This window comes from Limnohabitans simekii (SeqCode) (assembly GCF_965234735.1).
Taxonomy (GTDB): Bacteria; Pseudomonadota; Gammaproteobacteria; order Burkholderiales; family Burkholderiaceae_C; genus Limnohabitans; species Limnohabitans simekii.
Window position 1 is genome coordinate 37392 of sequence record NZ_OZ248542.1, and the last position, 17949, is coordinate 55340.

A 17949-nucleotide genomic window follows, 5' to 3' on the forward strand; every position below is an offset into this window, starting at 1 on the left:
TGGAGGCTGGAGCGTGCGGGTTTCACAGAGGACTGAAGCCACTTCCCTGGGCTGATCGCGGCGGGTCGGCCCGCGTAGCGAACGTTGCCACGCAGTGGCGGTGAGCGGCGGACGAGCCCGCCAAGGTCAGCCTCAAGAATGTGGCTTCAACTCAAATGCGGCCCAATCAAGCCCGCAATCTCAAACATCCCCACACTGTCCTTGCCAAACACCGCTTTGAGCTTGGCGTCGGCGTGGATGGTGCGTTTGTCATTCGGCTCATGCAGAAGTGAAGTGCGCTTGCAGACCACGGCGGGGCGAAGGCGAGCCAACGGGTGCATAGCCCAAACGCGTCCACATTTGCACCGTGGCGGTGCTGTCCTTGCCAACCAAGAGCTCATGAATGGCTTTGTAGTTGTTGGTCTGCTCGGGGTATTCCTGCAAGGCCTGAGACAAGGGATGCATGCGCAGGCCCAAGGCGGTGGCGGCCAGTTGCAAGCGCACATAGGCACGCCCACACAGCATTTGCGTGCGGCGGCTGTTGTCCGAGGTGGAGAGCCATACACAAGCGGGGGTGGTTGACATTTTGTCGTTGAACTCGCTGATTTGCCCCTTGATGGCAAAGCTGTCGGGCTCTGAAGGCTTGCTGCGGTCAAACAAATTCAGCGCCACCAAGCCACGAACCATGGGAGTGTTGAGCGAAATTCCATCCCTGTGTTGGGCGATTTCTTGCGGACCCACACGCAGCACTTTGTAGGACTCGAGCAAGGTATGGGGCGTTTGCATTTCAATGCGCCAGGCGTCCATGGCGATGGCGCGGTGTTGTTGCATGCTGGCTTCCTCGCTTGTCACCAGCCCCAACTGCACCGGAAAGCCCTTCACGCTGTCGGCCAAGGTTTGACGGGCTTGTGCGTTGGGGATGCGGTTTTCATAAACGCCACGGTGGGTATGCCGATTGAAAATGTGCGCAAACAAGGGGTCGGTTTTCACGCCATCGTCTTTGGCCAAACGGATCAGGGCGGTGGGGCGGCTGTCGGGGGTTTTGGCGTCAAACTCGCCTTGCGGGAACATGCTGATGTCTGCACGGTAGCCCCGCTCGTTGGCCGCTATTTGCAAAAGCTCTAGAAAAGTACCTTGGCTGATGACCAACTGACGCGACCAAGGGTCGGTTTCGGGTAGCAAGCGGCGCAGATCCAAGCGCAACACGATCGTGTCAGGGGTGTCCAAATCAACCAACCAAGATTGCAGGTTGTGCGCATGGGGTGCCAGCAAAGCGTGTGAAATGGCCCAGCGGCGAATGTCCATGTCCGCGGCGGGCGGGCGCCATGCTGCGATCGCTTCTGGCGGCAAGTCAGAGCTGCAACCCGGCAGGCTGCTGAGGGTGGCGGCGGCGATCAAGCCGCCACCGCTGATGCGTAAAAACTGGCGTTTATTCATGGGCTTGTCTCCAGCGAAGGTATTGAGGTGAATGAATTGTGATTAGCAAGCTGAAGTTGCACAATTGCATAAACGTGTAACTCAGGTATTCATGTATGAATGAAGGCAGCTTCAATTGGTCTTTGATCCCGTCGTTTTTGGCTGCGCTGGAGCAGGGCAGTTTGATGGGCGCCGCACGGCAGACCGGGATCAGCCAACCGACCTTGGGGCGTCACATTGCAGAGTTGGAGCAACAGTTGAATGTGGTGCTGTTTGAGCGCACAGGCCGAGGCTTGCAAGCCACGCCGCATGCACTGGCGTTGGCAGAGGCAGCGCAAACCATGCATGCCGGCGCAGCCAGTTTTTCGCGCTTGGCCATGGGCAGCACGACAGGTTTGCAGGGCCTGGTTCGCATCACAGCCAGCCAGCCTGTGGCGTGTTTTTTACTGCCACCCCTGTTGGCCGCCATGCGCCAAACCTTGCCGGAGATCACGGTGGCGCTGGTGGTCAGCAACAACGTCAGCAACTTGTTGCGCCGCGAAGCCGATATTGCGCTGCGCATGGTGCGCCCTGATCAAGCCAGTTTGTTCGCCAAGCGCATCGGTCACATCGGCATTCAGGCCTGCGCGCACAGAGACTATTTGGAGCGCAGAGGCTTGCCGCAACAAGCCCAGGATCTGCTGGCGCACGATTTGATTGCGGGTGACCAAAACAGGGAAGTGGACTTGGGCTTTGAGGCACAAGGTTTCCCCGCCGAAGACCTGCACTTTGCAGTTCGCAGCGATGACTTGATTGCCCAGTGGGCAGCTGTCAAAGCAGGATCAGGCATTGGTTTCGTGCCAGACTATTTGGTGCGCAATGAGCCCACAGTCAAAGTGGTCCTGCCCTTTTTAGAAATGCCTCAGTTTCCCATTTGGCTGACAGTTCACCGTGAATTGCAAACCAGCGCACGAATCCGTGCGGTTTATGATTTTTTAGCGCAACAAGTGCCACGGTGTTTGCAAAGCTCGCCATGAATCTGCTACGGTCCCACAGTTCCCCATGCTTGCGTCTACAGACCCAGGGTTCACCCATCACCTCAAATGCGGCCCAATCAAGCCCGCAATCTCAAACATCCCCACCGAGTCCTTGCCAAACACCGCTTTGAGTTTGGCGTCGGCTTGGATGGTGCGCTTGTCTTTCGGGTCTTGCAGGCCCTGTTCTTTGATGTAGTCCCACAGCTTTTTCATCACCTCGGTGCGGGCCACCGCCTCTGAGCCGATGACCGCGGCCAAGGCGGCGCTGGGCGCTTTGCCTGCAGCGGCTTTGCGCGGTGCTTTGGGCTTGGCTTCTTTGGCGGGCTTGGCGGCTTTTTTCGCAGCAGGTGTTTTCTTGCCGGGCATGGTTTTGCCCGCTGCTTTGGCCAGGGCGCGGGTGGTGGGTGCGCCGCCTTTTTTCGGGTACTTGCTGGGCTCGAAGGCGAAGCTCACCTTGCCAGCCTCGGCGTCGTAGGTCAGGTAAGCCTTAAAGGCGCGGCGGGTTTTGTTGGACACGAATTTTTCCAACAAATCGGTTTTGCCCTCGGCAAGCAGTTTCTTCACTTGGTCGTGCTCGATCACCTGTTGCAAGATGACGCGGCCGGTTTTGAAGTCGCAGCTGGGCGTGGGTTGGGCGTTGGTGGGCACGGCTTTGCTGCACACGTAGTTGGCGCCGTGTTCGTGCACCGCACTGCCGCACTTGGGGCAAGCGCCCAAGGTTTCAGCGTCGCCAAACTCGACGATCTCGCCGCTCTCGGCGTTTTTGTCGTCGCCGAAATCAAACTCCAGCTTCCAGTTTTTTTCTTCTTCGTTGTATTTCAAAGCCATCTCGGCGGTGAACGGCCAACCGGCTTTGGAGCGGAAGCCTTCCAGCGGACCGATTTTTTTGTCGCGCATGAATTGCTCCACCTCTTCCAACTCAAAGGTGCGTCCTGCCGGTGTTTTGCCAAAGGAGAAGCCGCAGCCAGGGCCTTCAATCTCACCTTCTGCATTCGTCTTGGCCACGGCGCCGGGCAAGCCGATGCAGGTGTAGCGGCGGTAGTTTTCTTTCACCACGCCGCCGCAAGTGGGGCAGGGGGTGGTCAGGGTGGCGTAGTCGCCGGGGATGGTGTCGCGGTCGTATTCCTTGGCCTTTTTCACCATGCGCCCGGTCATCTCGGCGATGTCTTGCATGAAGGCTTCGCGCGACAGCTGGCCCTTTTCCATTTGCGACAGCTTGAATTCCCAGTCGCCGGTCAGGTCGGCGCGTGACAACTCTTCCACGCCCAAGCCGCGCAACAGCGTCATCAGCTGAAACGCTTTGGCCGTGGGGATCAATTCGCGGCCATCGCGCAGCATGTATTTTTCGTTCAGCAAGCCTTCGATGATGGACGAGCGTGTGGCGGGTGTGCCCAAGCCTTTTTCTTGCATGGCTTCGCGCAGTTCATCGTCTTCCACTTGTTTGCCCGCGTTTTCCATCGCACCCAACAAGGTGGCCTCGGTGTAGCGGGCCGGGGGGCGGGTTTTCAAACCCTTGGGCTCGGCCTCACTCACTTGGGGTTGTTCGCCTGCATTCAGTTTGACCAAAATCTTGCCGGATTCTTTGTCCTCTTCTTCGTCCACTTCTTTGCCATAAATGGCTTGCCAACCGGGCTCGACCAAGACACGCCCTGTGGTTTTGAAGTGGTGCGTTTTACCGGCAGCGGCGACTTGGCTGATGCGGGTGGTGTCCATGAACTGCGCGGGTGGATAGAACACGGCGATGAAGCGGCGCACCACGAAGTCGTAGAGTTTTTGCTCGGCGTCTGACAAACCGCTGGGCGCTTCAAGCGTGGGAATGATGGCAAAGTGATCGCTGACCTTGCTGTTGTCGAACACTTTTTTGCTGGGCTTGATGTAGCCCTGAGAAATGGCGGTTTTGGCAAACGGGGCCAGGTGCCCCATCTTGCTGTTGGCCAGCATCTGCATGGTCTCTTTCACCGTGGGCAAATAGTCTTCAGGCAGGTGCTTGGAATCGGTACGCGGGTAGGTCAGGGCCTTGTGGCGCTCGTACAGGCTTTGCGCCAGCGACAACGTGGTTTTGGCCGAGAAACCAAAGCGGCCGTTGGCTTCGCGCTGCAAGGTGGTCAGGTCAAACAAGCCGGGGCTGCCTTTGCTGCTGGGCTTGCTTTCTTCGGACACCGTGGCAATTTGGTGTTGCACCGCTTGCGCAATCGCTTGCGCCTCGGCCAGGCTCCAGACCCGGTCTTCTTTGATTTCTTTGTCGTCAGCGTTCGCTTTGTGGGTGGGGTTGAACCATTTGCCCGCATAGGCACCTGCTTGGGCTGCAAAGCTCGCGTGGATTTCCCAATAGTCGCGGCTGATGAATTTGCGAATCAGTTCTTCGCGCTCCACCACCACACTGAGGGTGGGCGTTTGCACCCGACCAACGGTGGTGAGGAAGAAGCCGCCATCGCGGGAGTTGAACGCGGTGAAGGCGCGGGTGCCGTTGATGCCGACCAACCAATCGGCTTCGGAGCGGCTGCGGGCGGCGTCGGCCAAGCCCTGCATTTGCGAGGCGGTGCGCAGGCTGTCAAAGCCGTCGCGGATGGCTTGCGGCGTCATCGATTGCAGCCACAGGCGTTTCACCGGTTTGTCCAAGGGCTTTTTGCCACCGGCGTACTGCTCGATCAATCGGAAGATGAGTTCACCCTCACGGCCCGCGTCACAGGCGTTGATGATGGCGCTCACATCTTTGCGCTTGGCTTGCTTGACCACGGCGGCCAAACGCGATTTGGTTTTCTCCACCGGCTTCAAATCGAAGTAGGGTGGGATGACCGGCAGGTGCGCAAAACTCCATTTGCCGCGTTTGACGTCGAATTCTTCGGGCGCTTGGATTTCCACCAAGTGACCCACGGCACTGGTGACCACATAGCCGTCACTCTCAAAGTGATCGTCATGCTTTTCAAACTTGCCTGCCGTGGGCGTCAAGGCGCGAACGATGTCTTGGGCCACAGAGGGCTTCTCGGCGATGACCAGCGTTTTACTCATGCGATTTTTCCTTGTCTACAATCCGTCGTCTCGCGCGCACGCGCGCACATGTACGTATTCAACTTACCAGAGTTTTCAACTTGACCTCCACCATCCCAGCGCCTGCCAGCGGCAAACGCATTGAAGTACGGCGCTCAGGCGTGCATGGCAAAGGGGTGTTTGCCCTGGTGCCCATCGCCAAAGGCGAGATCATCATCGAATACATCGGCGAGGTCATCAGCTGGAAAAAAGCCCTCAAGCGCCATCCCCACGACCCCAAAGACCCGAACCACACCTTCTACTTTCACATCGACAAAAAACACGTGATTGACGCGCTGCACGGCGGCAACGACGCGCGTTGGATCAACCATTCTTGTGAGCCCAATTGTGAAGCAGACGAAGCCGGGGGCCGCATCTTCATCCGCACCCTGCGCAAATTGAAGGCTGGTGAAGAGCTGAATTACGACTATGGCTTGGTCATCGACGAGCCCTACACCCCGTCCTTGCTGGCCGATTACCCCTGCCGCTGCGGCGCACCCATGTGTCGGGGCACCTTGCTTTCGCCCAAGGACTGAGCTTGTTGCCGCCCGATTGGTTGATCGAGAAGCGGGATGAAATAGCCTCCACCAACAGCGAGCTCATGCAGCGCGCCCGCGCGGGCGACATCCGACCCACCTTGCTGGTGGCCAAACACCAAACCGCAGGACGGGGTCGCTTGGGCCGCCAGTGGCAAGACCGCCCTGGCGACGCCTTGATGTTTTCTTTGGGCCTGCCCCTGGACCCGGTGAACTGGTCGGGCTTGTCCTTGGCGGTGGGCCTGAGCATCGCCAACAGCCTGGACCCTGACCACCGTTTCAAGCTGGGTTTGAAATGGCCGAACGACCTGTGGCTGGGGCCGCTGTCTCAAGCCCGCAAGCTGGGCGGCATCCTGATTGAAACCGCGGTGCTGGCTGGGGTGGCGCAAGCCTCGCGTTATGTGGTGGTGGGTGTCGGCATCAATATCAAAGCGCCGCCCTCGGAGGGCCTGTCCATGCCTGCCGTGGGCTGGGCCGAGGTGCAAGCGCAGGCCACCACCGACAGCCTGCTTTCTGCGATCTTGTTGCCCTTGGTGGCCCATATTCAACGCTTCGAGCGCGAAGGTTTTGCGCCCTTACAAGCCACCTACGCTCAGCGTGATTTATTGCAAGGCCAAGCACTGGCTTTGTCCAATGGTGTGACAGGCGTGGGCGCAGGCGTGGACGCGCAAGGCGTGTTGCAACTCGACACCGCGACAGGCCGCGTGGGCGTGGCCAGTGACGAGGTCAGTGTGCGACCGGGGGCGGTGGCATGAACAAATGGGGCTTTCGTTTGTGCATCGCTTTGCTGCTGCTGAACCTGTGGTTTTGGGCCTGGTCGGGCGGGCATTTGCGCCGCTTGGGTTTTGGCCCCACCGACCCACGCGAGCCGCAACGCTTGGAAAACCAGGTGCGGCCTGAGGCGCTGCAGTTGTTGCCCAACCCGAACAAGCCTTGAACAAACCCGCCGTCACCCGCGCATTCGGGTGAGCCGACAAGTGGTGGCTGACAGCGCGGCGCTCAGGTTCAGCGAAAGCCCACCCGGTCGAGCATTTGTTGAACCTTCACTTGGTTCATGCCCACCACATTCACAGGCAACTGCTCGCTCTTGAAGTTGTCGCCACCCATGGCTTGCAAGGCCGGGTTGTTCAGCTTCAAACCCTTGACCACGGGCCACTCATTGTTGCCGTCGGCAAAATAGGTTTGGGCTTGAGCGCTGACCAGGTATTTCAAAAATTTCAGGGCGTTCTCAGGGTGCTTGGCATGACGCGCCACAGCCCCACCCGCGATGTTCATGTGGGTGCCCCAACTGGCTTGGTTGGGAAACACCACACCCACCCGGTCAGCGATGGCTTTGTCTTCGGGCGTGTTGCTGCGCAGAATGCGTGCCAAGTAATACGAGTTGACCAAGGCCACGCCACATTCGCCACTGGCCACGCCTTTGATCTGATCGGTGTCGCCGCCTTTCGGGCTGCGGGCCATGTTGGCCACCAAGCCTTTGAGCCAAGTTTCGGTGGCCGCAGGCCCCAGGTGCTCCATCATGGCGCCGAACAAGGACAGGTTGTAAGGGTGTGAGCCAGAGCGCACACACAAGCGACCGGCCAAGCGCGGATCGGCCAATTTTTCATAGGTGTCGACATCCGCTCGGTTGAGCTTTTGTTTGTCGTACACGATCAAGCGGGCCCGCGTGGACAGGCCAAACCACATGCTGCCCTCGGCGCGGGCTTGCGACCGCAAATGCTTGGGGACCGCTTTTTCCAATTCGACAGACTTCACTGGGGCAAAGAGTTGATCGACCTCGCCCTTCCACAACCGAGATGCATCGACCAACAAAATCACATCGGCTGCTGACGCGCTGCCCTCGGCTTTCAGTCGCGCCAAGATGCCAGCGTCATCCGCATCCACCCGGTTGATGCGGATGCCCGTGGCCTGGGTGAAATTGGCGTACAAAGCCTCATCGGTGGCGTAATGCCGGGCCGAGTACAGGTTCAAAACGGGCTCTTCCGCTTGGGCTGGCGCCATGGCCAATGTCAAAGCGGCTGCAAAGCAAGCTGTCAATGCAAGCTTCAAGCGCAGACGGATGCGCAACAAGGAACGAAAAATCATGACCAAGCTTTCGATGCGAATAAACCCTGACTGTAGCTCAAATAGGAATTATTCGCATTTGATAGGGTCATGATGGCCGCCATGCAGGCCTGGTGACTTCAGGTCGGTTGACGCAGGGCGCGGCTGAGCAACAGGACCGGCAGCAAACCGACCAGCACCAGCGCCAATGAGGGCAAGGCCGCCTCGCCCAAGCGTTCATCCCGCGCCAATTGATAAGCCACCACCGCCAAGGTGTCGGTGTTGAAGGGTCGCAACACCAGCGTGGCCGGCAACTCCTTCATCACATCGACCCAGACCAGCAGGAGTGCAGCCAGTGTGGCCCGGTTCAGCAATGGCCAATGCACACGGGCGAACAAGGCCCAACCATGGGTGCCCAGCATGCGGGCGGTTTCATCGGTTGCACTGGAAATGCGGCTGTATCCACTTTGCACGCTTTGCAAGGCGACCGCGATGAAGCGCACCAGATACGCCCAGACCAAGCCCAAGATGGTGGCGGTCAGCCAGTAACCGGCTTGGCTCTGGGGCCAGTGGGTTTGCAACCAGCTCACCGGCCACAGCAGACCCACCACGATGACCACCCCCGGGATGGCATAGCCCAAGCCCATGATTTGGGTGCTCAAGAGACGCCAGCGGCTGGGCTGGACCCTGACGCCATAGGCGAACAAGAGGGCACAGGCCACGGCCAACACAGCGGTGATGCCACCCAAGCGCAAGCTGTTCCAGGTCCAAGCCATGAAGGAAGGCCAAGGCACATGTTGGGTTTGACTGTTTTGCCATAGCGCATGGAACATGATGAGCAAGGGCGCGACAAAGCCCAGCAAAATGGGCATCAGGCACAAAACAAAGGCCAACAGCGCCGACCATGAGCGCAAGCGCAGGGGTTGTGATTCACGTGTGTGCGAGCTCAATCGGGCATTGACAAAACGCAGCCGCGATTGGGCGCGAAACTCGAGCCAAAGCATCAAGCCAACCAGCACCAACAAAACGGTGGACAGTTGAGCCGCCGCCCAGCGGTTGTCCATCACCAGCCATGACTTGTAAATGCCAGCGGTGAAAGTTTGCACGCCAAAATAACTGCTGACGCCAAAATCCGCCAAGGTTTCCATCAAGGCCAGCGCAACACCTGCCGCAATAGCCGGACGGGCCAAGGGCAAGGCCACGCGCAAAATGCGATGCATCAAGCCCAAGCCCAGCAAACGCGCCGCTTCCATCAATTGCGGGGCACGCTCGTTCAAGGCGGTGCGGGTGAGCAAATACACATAGGGGTACAAACTGAAGCTGAGGACCGCGGCGGCACCCCACAGGCTTCGCACGTCCGGCCACAACGCGCCTTGCCAACCAAAAGCCTGGCGCAGCTGGGTTTGCAGTGGCCCGCTGAATTGCAAGAAATCGGTGTAGGCATAAGCCACCACATAAGCGGGCATGGCCAGCGGCAACAACAAGGCCCACTCCAAGGTTTTGCGCCCAGGAAAGTCAAACAAACTGACGGCTGCGGCAGTGACGCTGCCCATGCTGATCACCCCCAGACCAACGCCCAAGCAGAGCAACAAACTGCTGAACAAGTAATCCGGCAAGACCGTTTGCGACAGCGCTTGCAGCACTTGCGCCGAGCTGGCATCCCATTGGGTCCAAGCGGCCAACACCATCAACACAGGCAAGGCCAACAGCAAGGTGAGCAAACCGCGAAAACCAGAAAGTAAGAGCATGTGTTGTGCCAGAAAGCACGCGAGAAAAATGAAAACAGATTGTAGGACGCGGGTTTGCAAGACCGCCTGCCTACAATCCCATCCATGTACCTCGATGTTTCTCATTTGCAAGTGCACTATCCTGGACGCGCCAAGCCTGCGGTCAGCGATGTGAGCTTTGGCTTGGCCCAAGGCCAAATGGGTGTGTTGATTGGGCCCTCAGGCTGTGGCAAAACATCCTTGTTACGCGCGGTGGCAGGGCTCGAGCGTGTCAGCCATGGCCGCATCAGCATGGCGGGTCATGACATCAGCACCCCCGAACACCACACCGCACCCGAGCACCGCCGCATTGGCATGGTGTTTCAAGATTACGCTTTGTTTCCGCACCTGGACGTGGCACGCAACGTCGGCTTTGGTTTGTCCGACTGGCCCGCCGCGCAACGCCAAGCGCGGGTGCAAGAGATGCTCAGCTTGGTCGGCTTGGAGGCCTTGGGACGCAGCCAAGCCCACGAGCTTTCCGGTGGACAGCAGCAGCGTGTGGCCTTGGCGCGCGCCTTGGCACCCGAGCCGAAATTGTTGCTGCTGGATGAACCGTTCTCGAATTTGGACATCGATTTGCGCGAGCGCTTGGCCCATGAACTGCGGGATATTTTGAAAAAAGCGCAAATCACCGCCTTGTTTGTCACCCACGACCAAATGGAAGCCTTTGCTTTGGGCGATTTGATTGGGGTGATGCATGACGGTCAATTGCATCAATGGGATGACGCCTATCAGCTCTACCACCGGCCCAGCACCCGCTTCGTTGCCGAGTTCATCGGTCACGGCGTGTTCGCCCCCGCCCATGTCGTGCAAGAAGACGCCCACTGGTTGCTGCAAACCCCACTGGGTGAATTGGATGATGTCGCTGACGATTTAGCGCAATGCCAAGGCGTGGCAGACGGCGACTGCGAAGTGCTGCTGCGGGCGGACGATATTGTTCATGACGATGAAGCGCCGGTGAAAGCCCAAATCGTGCGCAAAGCCTTTCGCGGCTCCGAGTTTTTATACACCCTGCGCTTGGACAGTGGCCAACATGTCATGGCCCATGTCCCCAGTCACCATGACCACCATATTGGTGAATGGATCGGCATCCGCTTGCAAGCCGATCATGTGGTGGTGTTTAGCAAAGCCGCGTGAGGCCCTGGTTCAGTTGAAATCGACGGTCACCGCTGGGTCACCAGGCAAGCCCAAGTACTGCAACTGAATGCTCATGCCCGATTGGCTGGGCACCGGCGGCAAGAACCCACCCAAGCTCAACAGATCACCTTTTTTCAAGCTGATGCCTTCTTTTTTCAGGGCCTTGGCCAGCCACATGGCCGCATTCAAAGGGTGGCCCAGCAAATCGCTGCCTTTGGCCCGGCCAAACTCTTTCGCTTGCGGGCCGCGGTCGCTCATCACCACCGTCATGTTGGCCAAGGCGTCAGCAAAAGCCTGGGTGTTTTGCACCGGTACTTCAGCGCCCAGCACGCCACCCTTGAAGCCAAGGTTGGCCGCCAGCAAAGCATTGCCGGAGAACTTGCCCTCCATCATCAAGTCGGGCAATTCAAGGAAGGGGATGACCGATTCCAAGCTGGCCAAAGCCTCCAGCGGGGTATTGGCCTCGGCCAAGCGAGCGTCCTTCACCTCGACCAGCATGTCGGCCTCAAAGGTGGGGCGAGCGCCAAATTGGGCCGGTACGACCGCAATGATGTCGATCATGTTGCGGTTGAACATGTAGGCCCATTTCGGACCATCCATGCCAAAGTTTTTTTGCGATGCTGGGCTGGTGAAGCCTGCTTTGTAGCCAATGCGGTCACCCAAATACTTGGGCAATTTGGCTGCCAATTTGTGTTTGGCGCAATCGGCATCGGCGGCGCTGATGTCATTGCCAAAACCGGCGCTGAGTTGTCGTTTGCTGAAGTTGGCGAGGAAAGCGTCCACTTGGGCGTCGCTCGGGCAAGCGGCATGCACAGCAACAGACAAGGGCAACAGGCACAACAGGGTGATTATTTTTTTCAAGGAGACTTCTCACTAGGTTGGTGGGGTGGGGTTGAACAAAATACCAAAACACGCACCTGGCAGTGCTTGTTCCGGGTGGGTATCTGCCAGGCTGATTTTGGCTTGGTGTTTCTCGGCAATTTCTTGCACGATGGCCAGGCCCAAACCCGAGCCATCGGCCTCGGTGCCCAAGGCCCGGTAAAACGGCTCGAACACACGCTCGCGCTCTGCCAGCGGAATCCCTGGGCCCGAGTCCTCCACCTCGAGCAACCAGCCGGTGCTGGCCGCGCCGCTCACACGCGCCGTCACCACGCCCGGCTTGGCCTGCGTGGAAGGGGTGTAGTTGATGGCGTTGTCAATCAGGTTGCGCACCATTTCTTTCAGCAGTGTGGGGTTGCCTTGAATCAAGGCACGGGTGTCGTCTGGCCCTTCAAAGCCGAGGTCGATGTGGCGCTCCATGGCGCGGGGCAAGGAGTCTTTCACCACGTCCATGGTCAGGGCGGCCAGGTCGCAGGTTTGCATCGCCACGGGGGCGCCACTGCTCTCGGCCCGTGCCAAGGCCAGCAGCTGGTTCACCGTGTGGGTGGCACGCATGCTGGCGCGGCCAATTTGTTTCAAGGATTGTTTCAAATCGTCGGCGTTGGCGTCAGTGCGCTGCGCCAAATCGGCTTGCATGCGCAAACCGGCCAGCGGTGTTTTCAGCTGGTGCGCGGCATCGGCCAAAAAACGCTTTTGCGTGGCAATGGAACTCTGCAAGCGGTTGAGCAAATCGTTGATCGAGGAGACCAGCGGCAACACCTCGGTGGGCACCATGCTTTCATCCAACGGGCTCATGTCGTTGGGTTTGCGTTTGCGGATGCGGTCTTCGAGTTGATTGAGTGGTTGGATGCCACGCGCCAGGGCCAACCAAACCAACAACACGGCCAGCGGCAAGATGACAAACAGCGGCAGCATCACGCCTTGGATGATTTCTTGCGCCAGCACCGAGCGCTTTTCCAGGGTTTCGGCCACCTGCACCAGCACCGGTCGCGCCTCCGGGTCTTTCACCCGCACCCAGATGTAGGCCACTCGGATCGGCGTGCCTTTGAAGACATCGTCGCGCATGTGCAGTTCTTCGGTCACCAACTTCTCGTCGTCATTCGGTGGCGGCAGAGCCACTTCGCCGCTTAAAAACTCGCCCTGGGTGCCCATGACCTGGTAGTACACCTGGTCGGTTTCATCGGCGTGCAAGATGTTGTGCGCGGGTTGCGGCAACTGAAAATTCACACGCGGTTCGTCGCTGCGGACCAACTGCGCCAAGGCCTTGGCGTTGTGCCCCAAACCTTGGTCAAACGGCACCCGTGCAATGCCTTCGGCCACCAGCCAGGTCAGGCCAAAGGTGACCGCCCACAGCAGCAGCAGGGGTGTGAGCATCCAGTCGAGGATTTCGCCAAACAGCGAGTTTTGGCGGCGTTGAAACAGCTTCACCATGGCGGGGGCGTCAAAGGCTTGGGCACAGACGAGAACATGGCCAGAAGGCGTGAACGGTCAAGCAGGTGGTGGCGCAATTTTTTCCAAGCAATAGCCCAGGCCGCGCACCGTGGCGATGCGGATCGGTCCCTTTTCAATTTTTTTGCGCAGGCGGTGGATGTACACCTCGATCGCGTTGTTGCTGACCTCTTCGCCCCATTCGCACAAACGCTCCACCAACTGGTCTTTGCTGACCAAGCGGCCCACGCGTTGCAACAGCACTTCGAGCAAACCGAGTTCTCGTGCGGAGAGCTCGACCATGCGGCCGTCGATGGTGGCCATGCGCCCAGCTTGGTCGTAGACCAAGGGCCCGTGTTTGATGGTGGCGGTGGTGCTGCCCATGCCGCGGCGCGTGAGTGCACGAACCCGGGCTTCGAGTTCTTGCAGGCTGAAGGGCTTGGCCATGTAGTCGTCCGCGCCGTAGTCCAAGCCCTTGACGCGTTCTTCCACGCTGTCGGCCGCGGTCAGGATCAGCACCGGCATGCTGCTGCCTCGGGCCCGCAGGCGTTTCAAGACTTCGAGGCCGTGCATTTTGGGCAGGCCCAGATCCAGGATGATCAGGTCGAATTCATTCGAGGTCATGAGCGCGGCATCGGCCTCGCTGCCATTGGGCACATGATCAACAGCTGCACCCGAGGCGCGCAATGTGCGCAGCAGACCATCGGCCAACACCTGGTCATCTTCGGCGATCAATATGCGCATGCCCGCTCTCCTCAGCGCACGGCGCTGCGATTTCATTCTAGGTGCAGCGCTTGCGCTTGCGGCATGTCGGCCCGGTTATTGAGGGTTAACGATAGCCATTGGCATAGGCCTCCAGACCCAGGCTGACAACGGTGGCCACATCCGCGCCCACCGCTTGTCGAAACTCGGCTTCGGCTTGCGCCACGGCTTGCTCGAAACCGCGCAGCCAAGCCAAACCGGTGTCGGTGAACACGATGCGCTTGGCGCGGCTGTCCAGCGCATCCGGCCATCGCGCCACCAGCCCCCAAGCTTCGCATTGCGTGACCAGGTCGCCCATGGCTTGTTTGCTCATCGCTGCCATCGCCGCCAAGTCGTTCAAACGTGCGCCTTCCAATGGCAGGTGGCGCGTGATGTGGATGTGGGCGGCGCTCACCTTGTCACGCGCGGCCAAATTCGCCAGCGCCAGCGGCACCTCGATGTGCTGCGCCATCAGTTGCAACACGCGTTCATCAAAGCGGCGCATGGCGTGGCCCAGCAGCCGCCCGAGGTGGGCTTGCCGCCAGTCTTGCGCCGAGGGGAGGAGGTTGAAGCTCATGGTTGGTGTGGTGTACGAGGAGGTGTTTCAGGGGCACGGCAGGGTTTTGACGGCGCGGGTATATCGTAAGGCAAACTGACCAAAAAAGGCCTTTACAGATTTATATTCTGCGATAAAGTACTGTTCAAGCATCCAGCCTGTGGTTTAAAGCAGGTCAAGATGAACACCACAACCCATTGACCACAAAGGAGTTTTCCATGGACAACGTGAAAAGCATCGCCGCCGCCGGCGAAAAAGCCAAAGCCTTGCAAGCCGCCTTGGCCCAAATTGAAAAGCAGTTTGGCAAAGGCACCATCATGCGTTTGGGCGAGGGCGAAGCCATTGAAGACATCCAAGTGGTGTCCACCGGCTCGCTCGGTCTGGACGTCGCCTTGGGCGTGGGCGGCCTGCCGCGCGGCCGTGTCATCGAAATCTACGGCCCCGAGTCTTCCGGCAAAACCACGCTCACCTTGCAAGTCATCGCCGAGATGCAAAAAATGGCGGGCACCTGCGCCTTCGTCGACGCTGAGCACGCGCTGGACGTGCAATACGCACAAAAGCTGGGTGTCAACCTGCAAGACCTGCTCATCAGCCAGCCCGACACCGGCGAGCAAGCCCTTGAAATCGTCGACAGCCTGGTGCGCTCCGGCGCGGTCGACCTGATCGTCATCGACTCGGTGGCGGCGCTCACACCCAAGGCCGAGTTGGAAGGCGAAATGGGCGACTCCCTGCCTGGCCTGCAAGCCCGCCTCATGAGCCAAGCGCTGCGCAAACTCACCGCGCACATCAAGAAAACCAATTGCACCGTCATCTTCATCAACCAAATCCGCATGAAGATCGGCGTCATGTTTGGCAGCCCCGAAACCACCACCGGCGGCAACGCGCTCAAGTTCTACGCCTCGGTGCGTTTGGACATCCGCCGCACCGGCACCATCAAAAAGGGCGAAGAAGCCATCGGCAACGAAACCAAAGTCAAGGTGGTGAAAAACAAAGTGGCACCGCCCTTCAAAACCGCCGAGTTCGACATCTTGTTTGGCGAGGGCATCAGCCGCCACGGTGAAATCATCGACATGGGCGTCATCGCCAAAATCGTCGACAAGTCCGGCGCGTGGTACGCCTACCAAGGCGAAAAAATCGGTCAAGGCCGCGACAACTCCCGCGAATTCCTGCGCGAGAACCCCGAGTTGGCCTTCGAAATTGAAAACAAGGTGCGCGAGTCCTTGGGCATCCCCTTGCTGCCGCAAGAGGTGGAAGAGGCCAAACTGCAGGCCGTCAAGTGAGAAGCGCTGCGGTCCAGTGGCCGTTCAAGGTGATCCAGGGCGGGGCGGCCAGCCCTGGTCTGGTCAGCGCGGGCTCTGTTGCTGCCAGCAGTGGCCACAGTCACACCAGCGTGGGACGGGGGCGGGCACAGGCGGGCCCTGTTTCAGAGGTGCAGCACATGACCGAATCCTCCAACAGCAAAGATGCGCGGGCACCGAATGTCAAAGCCCGCGCGGTCAGCCTGCTTGCGCAACGCGAATACTCGCGCCAAGCGTTGCAAGAAAAACTCGTCAGCGAAAACGCCAGCCCCGAGGAAGTCGAGCAGGCCTTGGCCCAGCTCGAAGCCAAGGGCTTGGTGGACGACACCCGGGTCGCTGAAACCCTGGTCAACCGCCGCGCTGGCAAGTTGGGCGGCATGCGTTTGCGCCAAGAATTGCAGGCCAAGGGTGTCTCACCCGAGTTGGTGGCCGAGACCATGGCAGGTTTGAAAGGCTCCGAGCTGGCGCGGGCTTTGGCGGTTTGGCAGAAAAAATTCGGCCATGTTGCCACCGACGCCGCCACGCGCAACCGGCAAGCCCGGTTTTTGGCCACACGTGGTTTCTCCAGCGATGTGGTCAAGCAGGTGGTGGCGGGCGTCGAGGAAGACTGAAGTCACGCTTAAGCCTCGTCATTGGGGTCAGATTCCAATTAGTTGATTTAATTGGGGTCAGATTCCAATTATTTGGTTCTGAAGTCACGCTTAAGCCGCCCGCCATGGGGACTCATTTTTCTGGTCTTTCGCTCAAAAAATGGTCCCCATGCCGTGCGACTTTGAAGTGATGTTTCGGAGCAAGCTTGAATGGAGCCCGACAGAATGGGGGGCTGGTTTTTCGATCACCATTCAAGCTGCTTCAGCTTGACCGACGTGCTGGGTCAAACGCGTAGCGAACGTTGCAGCTCCGCTGCGGTGAGCGGCGTTTGAGCCCAGCGCGGCGGGCAAGCAGCCAAAGAATTGGAATCTGACCCCAATTACCAAAGACCAGAAAAATGAGTCCCCATGGCGGGCGGCTCAAGCGTGACTTCTTGTCCGCAGAGGAGATGTGACGGACCTCAAACCCCCAGCATCAGCCGCAGGTTCTGCACCGCCGCGCCACTCGCGCCCTTGCCCAGGTTGTCCAAGCGGGCCATCAGCACCACATGCCCATGCGCCTCGTTGGCAAACACCCGCAACTCCATGCGGTTGCTGTCGTTCAACGCCGTGGCGTCCAGCTTCAGGTCGGCAGTGGGCGGCAACACGCTCACACAGGGCTCGGCCACGTCGTTGGTTTGGGCGTAATGCGCTGCCAGTGCGTCATGCAAATCATGGGCTTTCACACCGGCTAAGGCCGACAAATGCAGCGGAATCTGCACCAACATGCCTTGCTTGAAGTTGCCCACACTCGGCACAAACAAAGGGCGGCAAGTCAAACCCGTGCAATGCATGATTTCCGGAATATGTTTGTGCTCCAGGCCCAGTGCGTAGGCCTCAAACAAGGGCGCGGTGCCCGCTTCATAGGCCTCGATCATGCTTCGCCCGCCGCCTGAATAACCGCTCACCGAGGGCAAGCACAAGGGGAAGTGGCGCGGCAACAAACCGGCGTCCATCAGCGGGCGGATCAGGGCGATGGCGCCGGTGGCATAGCAACCGGGGTTGGCCACCCGTTGGGCCTGGCGCACTTTGTCGGCCTGGCCCAAGGCCAGTTCAGGAAAACCGTAGACCCATTCGGCGTGGGTGCGGTGCGCCGTAGACGCATCAATGATGCGCGGCTGCCGGCCGCTCAATGCGTCGATCATGGCCACGGATTCACGGGCCGCATCATCGTGCAGGCACAAAATGACCAGGTCCACCGTGGCCATCAAGGCGGCTTTGGCCGCCGGGTCTTTACGCTTGTCCGGGTCGATGCTGACCAGCTCAATGCTTGGCAGCAGCGCCAAACGCTCGCGGATTTGCAAGCCGGTGGTACCGGCTTCGCCGTCGATGAAAACCTTTGCCATGTTGCTGCTGCCGCCCTCTCCAAAGTCATGCGCACATCGTGTCAGCCTGATGTCATTTGTGCATCAAACGCGCATTTTGATGCAATGCACCATGATACATTTCGTGCCAGTTCAGCCCTGCAGGGTTTGAGAAAACGTCAGGCGGCCCAAGC

The 17949-nt window shown here is 59.2% G+C and carries 17 protein-coding genes; 7 read left to right on the forward strand and 10 right to left on the reverse strand.

Features of this window, described 5'->3' with window-relative positions; all coding sequences use genetic code 11:
* Positions 1-146 precede the first annotated feature (146 nt).
* Both AC8GFP_RS06645 and AC8GFP_RS06650 read right to left on the reverse strand, forming a co-directional pair.
* Complete coding sequence (locus tag AC8GFP_RS06645; protein WP_506611509.1) at positions 147-290, reverse strand: SWIB/MDM2 domain-containing protein; 144 nt, start codon at positions 288-290, stop codon at positions 147-149.
* Entirely contained in the window at positions 259-1416 is a 1158-nt protein-coding gene (locus tag AC8GFP_RS06650) for an Acg family FMN-binding oxidoreductase (RefSeq protein ID WP_506611511.1), read from the reverse strand. The genes AC8GFP_RS06645 and AC8GFP_RS06650 overlap by 32 nt, the downstream gene beginning before the upstream one ends.
* A 95-nt stretch (positions 1417-1511) precedes the next feature.
* On the opposite strand from AC8GFP_RS06650, the gene AC8GFP_RS06655 reads away from it, so the two are divergent.
* Complete coding sequence (locus AC8GFP_RS06655) at positions 1512-2411, forward strand: LysR family transcriptional regulator (protein ID WP_506611513.1); 900 nt, start codon at positions 1512-1514, stop codon at positions 2409-2411.
* 57 nt (positions 2412-2468) lie between these two features.
* On the opposite strand, the gene AC8GFP_RS06660 is transcribed toward AC8GFP_RS06655, so the two are convergent.
* Positions 2469-5420, reverse strand: coding sequence for a DNA topoisomerase III (locus AC8GFP_RS06660; RefSeq protein WP_506611515.1), 2952 nt, complete (start codon positions 5418-5420; stop codon positions 2469-2471).
* Between the two features lie 80 nt (positions 5421-5500).
* On the opposite strand from AC8GFP_RS06660, the gene AC8GFP_RS06665 reads away from it, so the two are divergent.
* Genes AC8GFP_RS06665 through AC8GFP_RS06675 form a run of 3 tightly spaced genes read left to right on the forward strand, consistent with a single transcriptional unit; the run spans position 5501 to position 6911 of the window.
* Entirely contained in the window at positions 5501-5974 is a 474-nt protein-coding gene (locus AC8GFP_RS06665; RefSeq protein ID WP_506611517.1) for an SET domain-containing protein, read from the forward strand.
* Between the two features lie 2 nt (positions 5975-5976).
* Positions 5977-6729 (forward strand): biotin--[acetyl-CoA-carboxylase] ligase, encoded by a 753-nt coding sequence (locus AC8GFP_RS06670; RefSeq protein ID WP_506611519.1) that lies wholly within the window; start codon positions 5977-5979, stop codon positions 6727-6729.
* The gene (locus AC8GFP_RS06675) at positions 6726-6911 is read left to right on the forward strand and encodes a hypothetical protein (RefSeq protein WP_506611521.1); all 186 of its coding nucleotides are present in this window, start codon (positions 6726-6728) and stop codon (positions 6909-6911) included. The genes AC8GFP_RS06670 and AC8GFP_RS06675 overlap by 4 nt, the downstream gene beginning before the upstream one ends.
* Before the next feature lie 68 nt (positions 6912-6979).
* Here AC8GFP_RS06675 and AC8GFP_RS06680 read toward each other — a convergent pair whose 3' ends face one another.
* Together AC8GFP_RS06680 and AC8GFP_RS06685 are read right to left on the reverse strand one after the other, a co-directional pair.
* Positions 6980-7975 (reverse strand): extracellular solute-binding protein, encoded by a 996-nt coding sequence (locus AC8GFP_RS06680; protein ID WP_506612299.1) that lies wholly within the window; start codon positions 7973-7975, stop codon positions 6980-6982.
* Between the two features lie 182 nt (positions 7976-8157).
* On the reverse strand, positions 8158-9765 hold the full coding sequence (locus AC8GFP_RS06685) for an ABC transporter permease (RefSeq protein WP_506611523.1): 1608 nt from the start codon (positions 9763-9765) through the stop codon (positions 8158-8160).
* Between the two features lie 84 nt (positions 9766-9849).
* Here AC8GFP_RS06685 and AC8GFP_RS06690 point away from each other — a divergent pair, with 84 nt between their 5' ends.
* On the forward strand, positions 9850-10920 hold the full coding sequence (locus tag AC8GFP_RS06690) for an ABC transporter ATP-binding protein (RefSeq protein ID WP_506611525.1): 1071 nt from the start codon (positions 9850-9852) through the stop codon (positions 10918-10920).
* A 9-nt stretch (positions 10921-10929) separates the two neighbouring features.
* Here the strand turns inward: AC8GFP_RS06690 and AC8GFP_RS06695 are convergent, their stop codons facing one another.
* From AC8GFP_RS06695 to AC8GFP_RS06710, 4 genes are all read right to left on the reverse strand, one after another.
* Positions 10930-11781: a 2-keto-4-pentenoate hydratase gene (locus AC8GFP_RS06695; protein WP_506611527.1), complete on the reverse strand. Its 852-nt coding sequence runs from the start codon at positions 11779-11781 to the stop codon at positions 10930-10932.
* Between the two features lie 12 nt (positions 11782-11793).
* Complete coding sequence (locus tag AC8GFP_RS06700) at positions 11794-13227, reverse strand: sensor histidine kinase (RefSeq protein ID WP_506612301.1); 1434 nt, start codon at positions 13225-13227, stop codon at positions 11794-11796.
* Positions 13228-13287: 60 nt separating this feature from the next.
* Positions 13288-13971 (reverse strand): response regulator transcription factor, encoded by a 684-nt coding sequence (locus tag AC8GFP_RS06705; RefSeq protein ID WP_506611529.1) that lies wholly within the window; start codon positions 13969-13971, stop codon positions 13288-13290.
* An 85-nt stretch (positions 13972-14056) separates the two neighbouring features.
* Complete coding sequence (locus AC8GFP_RS06710) at positions 14057-14545, reverse strand: MarR family winged helix-turn-helix transcriptional regulator (protein ID WP_506611531.1); 489 nt, start codon at positions 14543-14545, stop codon at positions 14057-14059.
* A 197-nt stretch (positions 14546-14742) separates the two neighbouring features.
* Here AC8GFP_RS06710 and recA point away from each other — a divergent pair, with 197 nt between their 5' ends.
* Together recA and recX are read left to right on the forward strand one after the other, a co-directional pair.
* Positions 14743-15804, forward strand: a complete 1062-nt coding sequence (recA, locus tag AC8GFP_RS06715) for a recombinase RecA (protein WP_506611533.1) — start codon at positions 14743-14745, stop codon at positions 15802-15804.
* Positions 15801-16433: a recombination regulator RecX gene (gene recX / locus AC8GFP_RS06720; RefSeq protein ID WP_506611535.1), complete on the forward strand. Its 633-nt coding sequence runs from the start codon at positions 15801-15803 to the stop codon at positions 16431-16433. The genes recA and recX overlap by 4 nt, the downstream gene beginning before the upstream one ends.
* A gap of 440 nt (positions 16434-16873) precedes the next feature.
* On the opposite strand, the gene argC is transcribed toward recX, so the two are convergent.
* Positions 16874-17797, reverse strand: coding sequence for an N-acetyl-gamma-glutamyl-phosphate reductase (gene argC / locus AC8GFP_RS06725; protein ID WP_506611537.1), 924 nt, complete (start codon positions 17795-17797; stop codon positions 16874-16876).
* Between the last annotated feature and the right edge of the window lie 152 nt (positions 17798-17949).